Origin of the sequence: Acidovorax sp. BLS4 (assembly GCF_032929295.1) — a bacterium.
Taxonomy (GTDB): Bacteria; Pseudomonadota; Gammaproteobacteria; order Burkholderiales; family Burkholderiaceae_C; genus Paracidovorax.
In genome coordinates, this window is record NZ_CP136797.1 from 5,190,711 (window position 1) to 5,204,597 (window position 13,887).

The 13,887-nt window shown below is 72.1% G+C and carries 5 protein-coding genes and 1 pseudogene; 4 read left to right on the forward strand and 2 right to left on the reverse strand.

Features of this window, described 5'->3' with window-relative positions; genetic code table 11:
* Positions 1 to 72: 72 nt before the first annotated feature.
* From R1Z03_RS23815 to R1Z03_RS23830, 4 genes and pseudogenes are all read left to right on the forward strand, one after another.
* Positions 73 to 165: pseudogene (locus R1Z03_RS23815) on the forward strand (electron transfer flavoprotein subunit alpha); the annotation flags it as partial.
* Positions 166 to 244: 79 nt separating this feature from the next.
* Positions 245 to 2,035, forward strand: a complete 1,791-nt coding sequence (locus tag R1Z03_RS23820; protein ID WP_317355924.1) for an acyl-CoA dehydrogenase — start codon at positions 245 to 247, stop codon at positions 2,033 to 2,035.
* Positions 2,036 to 2,141: 106 nt separating this feature from the next.
* Positions 2,142 to 3,098: a nitronate monooxygenase family protein gene (locus tag R1Z03_RS23825; RefSeq protein WP_284399013.1), complete on the forward strand. Its 957-nt coding sequence runs from the start codon at positions 2,142 to 2,144 to the stop codon at positions 3,096 to 3,098.
* Between the two features lie 160 nt (positions 3,099 to 3,258).
* A complete protein-coding gene (locus R1Z03_RS23830) occupies positions 3,259 to 4,401 on the forward strand; it encodes an acyltransferase (RefSeq protein WP_317355925.1) in 1,143 nt (380 codons plus the stop codon).
* 65 nt (positions 4,402 to 4,466) lie between these two features.
* Here the strand turns inward: R1Z03_RS23830 and R1Z03_RS23835 are convergent, their stop codons facing one another.
* Positions 4,467 to 4,871 (reverse strand): hypothetical protein, encoded by a 405-nt coding sequence (locus R1Z03_RS23835; RefSeq protein WP_284431424.1) that lies wholly within the window; start codon positions 4,869 to 4,871, stop codon positions 4,467 to 4,469.
* Between the two features lie 157 nt (positions 4,872 to 5,028).
* Positions 5,029 to 13,557 carry a GH36-type glycosyl hydrolase domain-containing protein gene (locus R1Z03_RS23840; RefSeq protein ID WP_317355926.1) on the reverse strand — a complete coding sequence of 2,843 codons (8,529 nt, stop codon included), beginning with the start codon at positions 13,555 to 13,557 and terminating at the stop codon, positions 5,029 to 5,031.
* Between the last annotated feature and the right edge of the window lie 330 nt (positions 13,558 to 13,887).

The window sequence follows — 13,887 nt, forward strand, 5'->3', positions numbered from 1 at the left end:
AGGCGACCCTACTGTCCGTGTCCCCTGCGCTTCGCTCCGGGGCAACCTGCGGTGCTCGCGGCTGGCGGGGTCCGCGACCCGGAGGCGCCGATCTTCAGCGTGGCCGACTACGGCCTGGAGGCCGACCTGTTCACGGCCGTGCCGGAACTGGTCAAGGCGCTCTGATCGCGCGGCCCCGTTCCCCGGAAGGCATCGCTTGCGATGCCTTTTTTTCCGACATTTTTCGCCCCCGGAGACTTCTTCCATGAGTTATACCGCCCCCGTCAAGGACATGCTGTTCGCGATCGAGCACCTGGCGAACATCGAGCAAGTGGCCCGGCTGCCCGGTTTCGAGGACGCCGGCCTCGACACCGCCCAGGCGGTGCTGCAGGAATGCGCCCGCTTCAACGAGGGCGTGGTGGCGCCACTGAATGGGGTGGGGGACCGCAACCCGTCGTCCTGGAAGGACGGCGTGGTCACGACCACGCCGGGGTTCAAGGAGGCCTTTCGCCAGTACGCCGAGGGCGGCTGGCAGGGCCTGCAGCACCCGGCCGACTTCGGCGGCCAGGGCCTGCCCAAGACCATCGGCGCGGCCTGCATCGAGATGTGCAACAGCGCCAACCTGAGCTTCGCGCTGTGCCCGCTGCTGACCGACGGCGCCATCGAGGCACTGCTCACGGCCGGCAGCGATGACCTCAAGGCCACCTACCTCGAAAAGCTGGTGACCGGCGAGTGGACCGGCACGATGAACCTCACCGAGCCACAGGCCGGCTCGGACCTGGCGCTGGTGCGCACGCGCGCCGAGCCGCAGGGCGACGGCACCTACCAGGTGTTCGGCACCAAGATCTTCATCACCTACGGCGAGCACGACATGGCCGCCAACATCGTGCACCTCGTGCTGGCGCGCGTGCAGGGCGCGCCCGAGGGCGTGAAGGGCATCAGCCTGTTCGTGGTGCCCAAGTTCCTGGTCAACGCCGATGGCAGCCTGGGCAAGCGCAACGATGCGCACTGCGTTTCCATCGAGCACAAGCTGGGCATCAAGGCATCGCCCACCGCGGTGCTGCAGTTCGGCGACCACGGCGGCGCCGTGGGCTACCTGGTGGGCGAGGAAAACCGCGGCCTCGAATACATGTTCATCATGATGAACGCGGCGCGCTACGCCGTGGGCGTGCAGGGCATCGCGGTGGCCGAGCGCGCCTACCAGCAGGCCGTGGGCTACGCGAAGGACCGCGTGCAGAGCCGGCCCGTGGACGGCAGCGTGAAGGCCAGCGCCACCATCATCCACCACCCCGACGTGCGCCGCATGCTCATGACCATGCGCGCCTACACCGAAGGCTGCCGCGCCATGGCCACCGTGGCCGCGGCCGCCTACGACGCCTCGCACCACCACCCCGATGCCGAGACGCGCCGGCAGAACACGGCGTTCTACGAATTCATGGTGCCGCTGGTCAAGGGCTACAGCACCGAGATGAGCCTGGAGGTCACCAGCCTGGGCGTGCAGGTGCATGGCGGCATGGGCTTCATCGAGGAGACCGGCGCCGCGCAGCACTACCGCGACGCGAAGATCCTCACCATCTACGAAGGCACCACCGCCATCCAGGCGAACGACCTCGTGGGCCGCAAGACGGCGCGCGACGGCGGCCAGACGGCCAAGGCGATCGCCGCGCAGATCGCGGCGACCGAGGGCGAGCTCCACGCCAGCGGCACGCCCGCTGCCCGCGCCGTGGCCCGGCGCCTGTCCCAGGCCCGCGCGGCGTTCCTGGAGGTGGTGGATTTCATCGCCGCCAGCGCCAAGGCCCAGCCCAACGCCGCCTATGCGGGCAGCGTGCCTTACCTGATGCTGGCCGGCAACCTGGTGGCGGGCTGGCAGATGGGCCGCGCGCTGCTGGCCGCGCAGCGGCTGTTGCCGGAGGGACAGGACGAAGCCTTCCTGCGCGCCAAGATCGCCACCGCGCAGTTCTACGCGGACCACATCCTGGTCAAGGCCGGCGGCCTGCGCGATGCCATCGTGGAAGGTGCCGACAGCGTGACCGCGCTGGCGCCCGAGGCGTTCTGACACTGCTTTGGCTGCCTTGATTGCTATTGAATCGATAGCTGAATGCCCTGGAGCAATATGCGCTGGGGCCGTTTTTCGTCATTAATACCAACCCCGGAGACCGTCCATGTCCCAGTTGCCACCGGCGCTTCAGAAACTCTCGCTGCCCGTCATCGGTTCGCCGCTGTTCATCATCAGCAACCCCCAGCTGGTGATCGCGCAGTGCAAGGCGGGCATCGTGGGCTCGATGCCCGCGCTCAACGCCCGCCCGGCCGAGCAGCTGGACGACTGGCTGGCCGAGATCACCGAGGCGCTGGCGGCGCATGACAAGGCGCACCCCGACCGGCCGTCGGCCCCGTTCGCCATCAACCAGATCGTGCACAAGAGCAACGACCGCCTGGAGCACGACATGCAGGTCTGCGCCAAGTACAAGGTGCCGATCGTCATCACCAGCCTGGGGGCGCGCGAGGACGTGAACCAGGCCGTGCACGGCTGGGGCGGCATCGTGCTGCACGACATCATCAACAACAAGTTCGCGCACAAGGCGATCGAGAAGGGCGCCGACGGCCTCATCGCCGTGGCCGCGGGCGCGGGCGGGCATGCGGGGGTCAAGAGCCCCTTCGCGCTGATCCAGGAGATCCGCCAGTGGTTCGACGGCCCCGTGGCGCTGTCCGGCGCGATCGCCTCGGGCGGCGCCGTGCTGGCCGCGCAGGCCATGGGGGCCGACTTCGCCTACATCGGCTCGGCCTTCATCGCCACGCACGAAGCGCGGGCGCAGGAGGCCTACAAGCAGGCCATCGTGGACGGCAACTCCGACGACATCGTCTACAGCAACCTGTTCACGGGCGTGCACGGCAACTACCTGGCGCCCTCGGTGCGCGCGGCCGGGCTCGACCCCGACCACCTGCCCGAGTCCGACCCAAGCAAGATGAATTTTGGCGGCGACGCTAAGAAGGCCTGGAAGGACATCTGGGGCTGCGGCCAGGGCATCGGCGCGATCACCGAGGTGACCGGCGCGGCCGACCTCGTGGCCCGCCTGCGCCGCGAGTACCAGGCCGCGCGGGGCCGCCTGGCCGTCCTCTGAGCCGCGCCGCCGGGCCGGCTGCCCCGGCCCGGGACGCTATACTTTTCGACCCCCGCGCTCCCGGCGCTGCCGCATGGCAGTGCCGGGAGCGCTTTTTTGCGGGCCCGCGGGCACTTTGCCGCGCGGCCCGTTCCATGGTTCGTCCCTCGCCGGTTTCCGCATGTCCTCCGCCTCCCGCAGTTCCCTGATCGACACGGTCAAGGGCCTGGCCTGCGCGACCATCGTCGCGCACCACCTCGTTTTCTACGGCCCCATGTCCGATGTGGCCCTGCCGCTGATGCCGCAGGTGATGGCGTGGCTGTCCCAGCATGGGCGGATGGCCGTGCAGGTGTTTCTGGTCCTCGGCGGCTACCTGGCCGCGGCCAGCCTGGCGCCCACCGGCGCGGCGCGCTTCGACAGCGCCTCCGAGCAGATCGGACGGCGGTTCGTGCGGCTGGCCGTGCCCTACGCCGTGGCCCTGGTGCTGGCGGTGCTGGCCTCCGCCGCGGTGCGGCCCTTCCTGGACCACCCCTCGGTGCCGGGCGAGCCCAGCCCCACCCAGCTGGTGGCGAACGCGCTGATGATCCAGGACATCGTGGGCGAGGAGGCGCTGTCCGCCGGGGTCTGGTACGTGGGCATCGACTTCCAGCTCTTCGCGCTGGCGGCGCTGCTGTTCTCGGCCGTGCGCCGCTGGCCGGGCGTGAGCCGGCCCCAGGCGGAGCGCCTGGGCAAGGCGCTGGTGCTGGCCGGCACGGCGCTGTCCCTGCTGTGGCTCAACCGCGAGCCGGGCCTGGACATGTGGGCCTGCTATTTCTTCGGCTCGTATGGCCTGGGCATGCTCGCGTGCTGGACCGTGCGCGCGCCCCGTGCGCGGGCGGGGCTGCTGGCCATCGCCGCGCTGGGGGTGGTGGCGTTGGCGGTGGAGTTCCGCGAACGCATCGCGGTGGCCTGGGTGGCCGCGCTGGTGCTGGTGCTGTGGCTGCGCTGGGGGCAGCCCTGGCTGTCGGCGCGCTGGCCTGCCGGGGCACCCAGTGCCGTGCCCCATCCCCTGGAGCGGCTGGGGCGCATGTCGTATTCGGTGTTCCTCGTGCACTTTCCCGTGTGCCTGCTGGTGAATGCCGTGTTCCAGCAGGCCTGGCCGGACTCCGCCGCGATGAACCTGCTGGGCATGGCCACCGCGTTCGGCCTGTCGCTGGCCGCGGGGCGCCTGCTGTACTGGCGGGTGGAGCGCCACGTGCCGTCGTGGACGGTGGCGCTGCGCTGGCAGGCCGGGCTCGTGGGCACCGGCGTGGTGGTGGCGTTCGCGGCCGGGCGCTTCGGCTGATCAGGCCCGGCGGTGGGCCCGTGCGTTCAGGCTCGGGGCCCCGCCATGCCAGGCCGGGATGACGCTCAGGCGGGGTCCTTCGCCACCTCGCGCCCGCGGCGGCGCCAGTCGATGAACCAGGCCATGAACGGCAGGATGAGCATGGAGCCGGGCACCACCCACACCAGCAGGTAGGGGCTGACCGACGAGGCCGAGCGCATCACGCTGCGCAGCCGGTCGCGCTCCTCGGCCGTCCACAGCCCCTGGCGGCGCTGCTGGACCAGCCACGTCACCGACCCCTTCATGGTGGCCAGTTCCTTGAGGAAGCGGTTCTTCTCCCGGTTGCTGCCCGCCAGGAAGGCACAGAACCATTCCGGTGCGCACTCGACGCGGCGCTGCAGGGCCGCGGCGGACGCGGGATCGGACGCCTGTGTCAGGGCGGTGTCGGGCGGAAGCGGGGGCTCCGGATCGTGGGGAGAAGCGGTGGTCATGGGTTGGGGGGCGTTCACTGCGCAGTGCCGGGCGGGTTGCCTGCAGGCGTGCCCTCCGACTGTGCCACAGAGCGAAATCCATGGTGGGCCAGAGTGTACTGAGTGTCTGTATTTAAATACAGTATGGGCGGGCTTTGGTGCATGGGGCGCACCGCGATCAGAGCGTCAGCAGCAAATCATGCTCTCCACCGTCGAGCGGCACGCGCACGCCGCTGTCTTCGCAGGGCACGGAGACACCGTCCAGCCAGGCCTGCGGCGGGCCGCCGGCACCCGGGGCACGGGCGACGCGGATCGCGCAGTGGCTGGTGCCGATGGTGACCGTCGCCTCGAGCCCCGGCCAGTCCGCAGGAATGCAGGGCCGCACCCGCAGCGCCGTGCCTTCGCGGCGCAGCCCCAGGATGCCTTCGATGCCCGCGCGGTACATCCAGGCGGCCGAGCCGGTGTACCAGGTCCAGCCGCCGCGCCCGGCATGCGGGGGCACGGCATAGACGTCGGCCGCGACCACGTAGGGCTCGACCCGGTAGCGGGCGACCTGCTCGGGCGTGCTGGCGTGCAGGATGGGGTTCACCAGCCGGAACAGCGCGGCGGCCCGGTCGCCATCGCCCTGCTGCGCGAAGGCGAGGATGGACCACATGGCGGCGTGGCTGTACTGGCCGCCGTTCTCGCGCAGGCCGGGCGGGTAGCCCTTGATGTACCCCGGGTCGCGCGGCATCTGGTCGAACGGGGGGGCTAGCAGCAGCGCGAGCCCGTCGTCCTGGCGGATCAGGTGCCGCTCCAGCGAATCCATGGCCTGGGCGGCCCTTGCCGGGTCGGCGGCCCCCGACAGCACGGCCCAGGCCTGGGCGATGGCGTCGATGCGGCACTCTCCGCTGTCCTGCGAGCCCAGCCAGGTGCCGTCGTCGAAGGTGGCGCGGCGATACCAGGCGCCGTCCCATGCCACCGCCTCGATGGCGGCGCGCACCGATTCCGCGTGCGCGCGCCAGAGCGCGGCCCGGGCGTCGTCCCGGCCTTCGGCCAGCGGCGCGAAGAGGGCGACGGTGCGGATCAGCAGCCAGCCCAGCCACACGCTCTCGCCTTGCCCTTCGGCGCCCACGCGGTTCATGCCGTCGTTCCAGTCGCCGGTGCCGATGAGCGGCAGCCCCTGCCGGCCCGTGAGCGCCATGCACTGGTCCAGCGCGCGGGCACAGTGCTCGAACAGCGAGGCCGACTGTCCGGACGGCATGGGCTGGAAGAACGCATCGTGTTCGCCGGGCTGCAGCGCCGGGCCTTCGAGGAAGGGCACGGCTTCGTCCAGCACGGCGTGATCGCCCGAGGTGGCGACATACTCCGCCGCCGCATAGGCCAGCCAGGCGCGGTCGTCCGAGATGCGGGTGCGCACGCCCTGGCCGGAGTGCGGCAGCCACCAGTGCTGCACGTCGCCTTCCGGGAACTGGCGGCCGGCGGCGCGCAGCAGGTGCGCGCGGGTCTGCTCCGGGTGGGTGAAGCGCAGCGCCATCCCGTCCTGCAACTGGTCGCGGAATCCGTAGGCGCCGCTGGCCTGGTAGAAGGCCGCCCTGGCCCAGAGCCGGCAGGCGATGGTCTGGTAGAGCAGCCAGCCGTTGAGCAGGATGTCCATGGCCCGGTCGGGCGTGCGCACCTGCACCGCGCCCAGCGTCTGACGCCAGCCTGCGGTCACCTGCGCCAGCACGGCATCGAGATCGCAGGTGCGGTAGCGGGCGATGAGCGCCTGCGTGGCCTGCAGCGAGTCGCCTTGCCCCAGCAGGGACACGACCTCCACCGAAGCCCCCGGGGCGAGTTCGACCACGCACTGCAGCGCCGCGCAGGGGTCGAGCCCGGCGCCCGTGCGGCCCGACAGCGGCACATGGCCTGTGAGCGCGGCAGGCGCTCCGGGCCCGCCGTGGCGGCCCAGGAACTCCGTGCGGTCGGCCGTCCACGCCGTCTGCTGACCGCGCAGGTCCGCGAAGGCCACCCGGCCGGCAAACGCCATGTCCCAGGGCTTGTGGGCGAGCAGGGCGCCGCTGCCGGCATCCACCGCGGTCACGATGAACGGCGCCGACGCGCCGCGCGAGGTGCCCAGCACCCATTCGGCATAGGCCGTGACGGTCAGGCGCCGGGCCTTGCCCGAGGTGTTGCGCAGGGTGAGGCGCGAGATCTTGACGGGGTCCTCGCCGGGCACGTACTGCAGCAGCTCCAGCCCCAGGCCGCGCGCCGCGTGCGCGAACCGGCTGTAGCCGTGGCCATGGCGCGCTTCGTACAGGCCATCGTCGCCCAGGGGCTGCGCCGTGGCGGTCCACGCTTCGCCCGTGGCTTCGTCGTGCACGTAGATCGCTTCTCCGGACGGATCGCTCACCGGGTCGTTGGACCACGGGGTCAGCTGGTTCTCGCGGCTGTTGGTGCACCAGGTGCAGGTGCTGCCGCGCTCGGACACCTGGAACCCGAACCCCGGGTTGGCGATGACGTTGATCCAGGGCGCCGGGGTGGCCTGGCCTGCGCCCAGCCGCACGACATACTCCCGCCCGTCCAGAGCGAATCCGCCCAGGCCGTTGAAGAACTCCAGGTCGTCGGATGCCGCTGGGGCGGGTGCCGCGCCAGGCGCCAGCGGGGAGGGCGGCGGCACCCAGGCCGGCCGGGCGGTGGCCGGTGCCGCGCCCGGGGAGGGCGGCGCCATGCGGGCGAGCCGGTCGGCGACCGGGCCCTGGCGCGCGACGAGTTCCAGGCGCGCCGCCGACTGCAGCAGCGCGCGCCCCTGGACCCCGAGCAGGTCGGCCCGCAGCACATGGACCGCGCCCTGCGCCAGTCCCGACGCCATGGCCGGGCGCGCCTGGCTGCTGCGCACCGCGGTCTCGATGGCCACCTGCAGGTCCTGCACGTAGGAAGACGCGCGTTCGTTGAGGATGACCAGGTCCACGCTCAGCTGCTTCATGCGCCAGTATTCGTGGGCCGTGAGCAATTGCCGCACCTGCGGCATGTCCTCGATGTCGTCGATGCGCAGCACCACGATGGGCAGGTCGCCGGAGACCGCGTGCGGCCACAGCCCCGACTGCGGCCCGGCGCCTTGCAGCAGGGTCTCGGGATGGGCGCGGAACCGGCGGTCGGCATACAGCAGCGGGGCGGCCAGGCGCTGGAAGTCGGCGGCTTCCTCGCCGTCCACTCCCAGGTGGCGCAGCTGCACCTGGGCTTGCGTCCACGACAGCGTGGCGGCGCGGTCGAAGGCGCTGCGCTCGTGGTGCTGATCGATCAGGTCCAGCAGCCCCGCGCGGGTCGATGCCACCACCGTCCAGAAGGCGATGCGCGCCAGCCCGCCCGGTGCCACGCGCACCCGCTGGCGCAGGGCGAACACCGGGTCCAGTACCGTGCCCACGGCGCCCGACAGCGGCAGGTCCTGCAGCACGGCGGCGGCGGTGGCGGGGTCGCGTCCCCGGCCCAGGAAGCCCGCGCGGTCGGAGCCGTACTGGGGCGCCGCGGTGATCTCGCCTTCCAGCACCGCGAAATGCCCGGCCCATGCCTGCGGCTCGTGCGGCGTGCGCGGCCGGCGCGTGGCGATCAGCGCGCCGAATTCCGGCAGGTACTCGGTCAGCACGAAGAGCTTGGAGAACGCGGGATGCGCGTCGTCCGCGGCCTGCGGCGCCAGCACCACCTCGGCATAGGAGGTCACATCGATCTCGCGCGCCCGGCGCCCGCTGTTGGCCAGCGAGATGCGGCGCACCTCGCCGTCGGTCTCGCCGGACACCAGCACATCCAGCGTGGTGAGCAGGCCCTTGTCGTGGTGCGAGAACGTGGCGTGGTCCTCGCCGAACAGAACGTCGCCGTGGTGGTGGCTGGCCCCCAGGGGCTGGGTGGTGGGCGACCAGAGCTGGGCGCTCTGCACATCGCGCAGGTAGATGAAACTGCCGTGCGAATCCCGCGTGGCGTCCTCGCGCCAGCGGGTCACCGCCACCCCGCGCCAGCGGCTGTAGCCCGCGCCGGCGGCCGTGAGCATGACCGTGTAGCTGCCGTTGGACAGCAGGTGCGTGACCGGCCCCGGCGCTCCGGCCACCAGTCGGCGCACGGTGGGTGGCTGGCCCACGCCGCCGTCCAGCGAGGCCTTGACTTCTTCGGCGCGCGGCCGGTCCACCGCCACGTTGCGCGGCGTGCGCTCCTGCAGCAGCAGTTCGCTGGACTGGACCATGGGCTCGCGGTGAAAGCGCTCGCGCATGCGGCCGTCCTTCAGCACGTTGAGCAGGGCCACGATGGTCATGCCCTGGTGATGGGCCATGTAGTTGCGCACGATGGCCACCGGCTGCCCCTCGGGCAGGCGCGTGGGCGTGAAATCCAGCGCTTCGTAGAAGCCATGGTGGCCCAGCGCGCCCAGGGCGGCCAGGCGCTCGTAGTTCAGCAGCGCCGCGCGCGGCTCCACCATGGCCGCCAGGCCGGTGGCGTACGGCGCGATGACGCGGTTGTCGCCGAGTCCGCGCTTGAGGCCCAGGCCCGGCACGCCGAAGTTGGAGTACTGGTAGGTGAACTCCCGGTCGCGCGCGTTGTAGGCAGACTCCGAGATGCCCCACGGAATGCCGAGCGCCTGCCCGTACGCGATCTGCCGCTGCACCACGAGGCGGTTCGTCTGCTCCAGCAGGCTGCCCGCGGGCGCCCGCATGACCAGCGAGGGCATCAGGTATTCGAACATCGAGCCGGACCAGGAGATCAGCGCCGAACTGCCCGCAAGCGGCGTGGCAGCACGCCCCAGGCGGAACCAGTGGCGGGTGGGCGCATCGCCCTTGGCGATGGCGAAGAGGCTCGCCAGCCGGGCTTCGGACCCGAGCAGGTCGTAGCAGTTCTCGTCCAGGCGCTGCTCCGCCAGGGCGTAGCCGATGGACAGCAGCTTGCGCTCCGGGTCCATCAGGAACGCGAAATCCATGGCCAGGGCCATCTCACGCGCCGTGCCGGCCAGTGCCTGCAGCCGCTGGGCCAGTGCCGGCGCCGGGGTGGGCGCCAGGGCATCTTCGGCGTGCGCCGCGGCCACGCGGGCGATCTCGCGGGTCCAGAACAGCATTTCGTCCACGCCCGGATCGCCGTCCACCGAGCCCGCCGGCGTCGCCGCGCTGGCCGCCTTGTCGGCCAGACGGCCCAGCGCGGGCGCCAGCTCCCGCAGGGGCAGGGGGCCATCGATCAGGGCGGCCATGCCGTCCAGCAGCTCGCCCATGCGCTGCGCCAGGGGCACGCCGCGCGCACTGGCCAGGCCCGGCAGGTCCGCACGCGCCAGCTGCAGCGCGTCGCCGATGCCCGTGCGAACTTCCGCGCAGGGGCCGCCCTGGGCCCGCCACTCGTCGCAGGTGTTGGCCAGGGCGATCAGGTGGCCGGCGAGATTGCCGCTGTCCACCGACGACACGTAGGGCGGATCGAGCGCGCGCAGGTCCGCCGTGCCATACCAGTTGAAGAAGTGGCCCCGAAAGCGCTGCAGCTGCTGCAGCGTGGCGAACGTCGCCTCCAGGCGCGCCACCGTCTCCAGCGTGCCGGCCCAGCCGAAATCGCGCGCCGCGGCCGTCGCCAGCAGGTACAGGCCGATGTTGGTCGGCGAGGTGCGGCGCGCCACCACGGGCCGGGGCGTTTCCTGGAAGTTGTCGGGCGGCAGCATGTGGTCCGCCGGCGTCACGAAGGTCTCGAAGTAGCGCCAGGTGCGCCGCGCGATCCGGCGCAGCGCCAGGGCCTGCGCGGGCTGCAGGTCCAGCAGGGGCGCCGTGCCTGGCGGCCGGCTGGCCCATGCGGCGAGGGCGGGCGCCGCCAGCCACAGCGACAGCATCGGCAGCAGGAGCGCCAGCGTGGCCGCCCAGTGCGATGGCGCCGCCGCGATGGAGGCTATTGCCACGGCCAGGCCGAGCGCCATGCCCGGGGCCATCTGCCGGTAAAAGCCCCGCACGCCCGGCCGGGGGCGCTGGCCGGACTGCGCCGCGGTCGTCCATTCCAGCAGGTGGCGGCGGGTGGCGAACATTCTGGCCAGCGTGCGCACCAGGGCATCGCCCATGCGCCAGGCCTGGTCCGCCAGCAGGCTCCAGGCCAGGACGGTCTGGGCGCAGGCCATCCGCGCATCGGCGGCCAGCACCCGCCATTGGCTGCGCAGCCGCACGCCCGGCCGGTGCGACCAGGCGCTGGAGAGCAACGGCAGGCAGGAAGGAATGGCCAGTACCAGCAGCACCAGCAGCATGGCGACGGCGGCGGGCGCCGTGGGCATCGCCCAGGCCATGCCCAGCGCCAGCAGCGCCGATGGCGCCAGCAGCGAGCGGCGCAGGTTGTCGATCATCTTCCAGCGCCCCACGGCGGACACGGCCTGGGGCCCGCTCCAGTGGCCCATGATCCAGGGCAGCAGCTGCCAGTCGCCCCGGGTCCAGCGGTGCTGGCGCCGCGCGGCCACGTCGTAGCGGGCGGGGGCTTCCTCGATCAGTTCGATGTCGGAGGCCAGGCCGGCGCGCGCGAAAGTGCCTTCGAAGAGATCGTGGCTCAGCAGGGTGTTGTCCGGCACCCGGCCCTGCAGCGATGCTTCGAAGGCATCCACGTCGTAGATGCCCTTGCCGGTATACGAGCCTTCGCCGAAGAGGTCCTGGTAGACGTCCGAGATGGCCATCGCATAGGGGTCCATGCCGCCCGGGCTGGAGGAGATCCGCTGGTAGAACGAGCCCTGGCTGCCGGTGGGCAGCGACGGCGTGATGCGCGGCTGCAAGATGGCGTAGCCGCCCACGACGCGTTGCGACACCGGGTCGAACCGGGGGCGGTTGAGCGGGTGGGCCATCTTGCCCACCAGGCGCAGCGCCGCGTCGCGCGGCAGCCGCGTGTCGGCGTCCAGCGTGATCACGTAGCGCACGCCCTGCGGCACGGCCGGGGTGGGCACGAAGCTGGTGTCCGCCGCGCCGCGCAGCAGCCGGTTCAGCTCATGGAGCTTGCCCCGCTTGCGCTCCCATCCCATCCAGGTGGTCTCCGCCGCATTGAACAGGCGGCGGCGGTGCAGCAGCAGGAATCGCGGCCCCTGCGGCGCGGGGCCGTGGCGCAGGTTCAGCGCCGCGATGGCCTGCTCGGCCAGTGCGACGAGGGGGGCATCGGAGGGCAGGTCCTGCGTGGGCGCATCCACGCCATCGGCCACCAGCGCGAAGGCGATGTCGCCCTCGCCGCCCGCCAGGTAGTGCACCTCCAGCCGCTCGATCTGCTCCAGCAGGTCCGCCGCGCTGGTGAACAGCGTGGGCATGGCCACCAGGGTGCGCATCGAGGCCGGAATGCCCCCGGCCAGCTCCAGCCCGGGCAGGGGCGCCGCGCCCAGGCGCCAGGCCACCAGTCGGTGCACCAGGCTGGTGGCGACCTCGGAGGCGGGCAGCAGCAGGCCCAGCAGCCACAGTGCGGTCAGCCACGCGCCTGCGCCCACGGGCAGCACGAGCCAGCCCGCGGCGCACAGCGCGCCCGTGGTCAGCGCGATGGCGCCCACGTAGCCGCGCAGGCTGTGCTCGCCCCGCAGTCGCGCCAGGCGCCAGTGCAGCGGCGCATGGAAGCCGATGGCCTGCTCGAGCGCCCTGCGCCCCCCGGAAATGAGGTGGTAGCCGGGGTCGTCGGCGCCGTCGCTGCGCTCTGCACCTGGGGCGCTGGCGGCGGCCTTCGCGGCGGCCAGCGCGTGCTCGGCGATATCCAGCTCCGAATGGCGGGACCGGCGCGCCAATTGCTCGATGGCGTCGCGGTAGAGGTTGCGCGTGGGAAAGTCCATCGCGGCGAAGTGGCTGCCTTCGCGCAGCCGCTCGTCCACCAGGCTCACGCTTTCGAACAGGTCGGCCCAGTCGATGTCGGACATGAGGCGCAGGCTGGTGATCACGTTGCGCACGGTGACGTTGGAGGCGCCCTGGCGTTGCTGGGCATGCGACACCACTTCGTCGATGGTGGTGCCCTGCTGCTGCAGGCGCTCCTGCAGCCAGCCCAGTGCCGGCATGGTCCGCGGGTCGTGGTCGCGCAGCCGCTTGGCAAGCTGGGCGGCGAACAGCTCGGACAGCGCCAGGGGCGACCGCGCGGCGATGTCCTCGTCCAGCGCCGAGCGGGCAGAGCCCAGGGCCATCAGGTGCGTGGCGAGCCGGTCGGCGTCGGCCCGCGCGGCGCGTCCCACGGTCATCTGGTCCACCAGCCGGCGCAGGTTCTCGATCAGCACGATGCGCAGCGTGATCGCCACCGCCCACAGCTCGCCGATGGTCAGCGGCTGCACGCGCTGGTAGGCCTGCAGGAAGGCCCGCAACGTGCCCGCATCCACATGGCTGTCGGTGTGGGCCACGAAGGCCCAGGTCAGGCCCAGCACCCGGGGATAGCCCGCGAAGGGGCCCGATGCGAGCTTGGGCAGCTGCCGGTAGTAGTCGGCCGGCAGATCGCCCCGGATGTCGCGCACCTGCTTTTCGACGAGGTGGTAGTTGTCCAGCAGCCACTCGGCGGCGGGCACGACCCGCCGGCCCGCCTCCAGCTCGGCCGCGCTGGCGCGGTAGGCGGCCAGCAGCACCCGGGCGTTGTCGTCCAGGCGCCGGCGCAGCGGGGCGACGGCCGGAGGCCTGGCGCTGACGGCTTGCGCGGCGGCCAGGCTCTGGGCGTGCTGCTCCAGGCGCTCCAGCCCGAACAGTTCGCCGCGCACCGGCGCCGAGCCGGACCACAGCGATGCATCGCTGCCGCGAAACAGGAGGCGTTGGAGGAAGGGGGTCATGGTGCCTTTCGGTGGGCTGTGGGCGGTGGTGCGCCCAGGCGACTGAACGGCGGATCGGGCAACGGAAGGCGGGGCGAAAGAGGGCGCGCGTGCGCGGCCGGCCGCTCTAGGGCGCGCGCAGGTCGAACTCGCGCAGCATCACGGGCTCGATGGCGCCCTGGTCCACGCGGCGGCGCGCCGCGGCCTCGATCTCGGGGGCGTGGCTGCGGTAGGTGTCCATCGGGTCCTCGTCCGCGCTGCCGGGCTGTAGCGGTAGTGCAGGGCATCCTTGCCGACGCTGGCACCGATCCATTGCGACTGGACCTCGACCCAGAAGCGCACCGTTCCCGA

Bases quoted from the DNA above. Each gene is read 5' to 3' on its own strand.
- R1Z03_RS23820 (WP_317355924.1), top strand. From the start codon at position 245: ATGAGTTATACCGCCCCCGTCAAGGACATGCTGTTCGCGATCGAGCAC.
- R1Z03_RS23825 (WP_284399013.1), top strand. From the start codon at position 2,142: ATGTCCCAGTTGCCACCGGCGCTTCAGAAACTCTCGCTGCCCGTCATC.
- R1Z03_RS23830 (WP_317355925.1), top strand. From the start codon at position 3,259: ATGTCCTCCGCCTCCCGCAGTTCCCTGATCGACACGGTCAAGGGCCTG.
- R1Z03_RS23835 (WP_284431424.1), bottom strand. From the start codon at position 4,871: ATGACCACCGCTTCTCCCCACGATCCGGAGCCCCCGCTTCCGCCCGAC.
- R1Z03_RS23840 (WP_317355926.1), bottom strand. From the start codon at position 13,557: ATGACCCCCTTCCTCCAACGCCTCCTGTTTCGCGGCAGCGATGCATCG.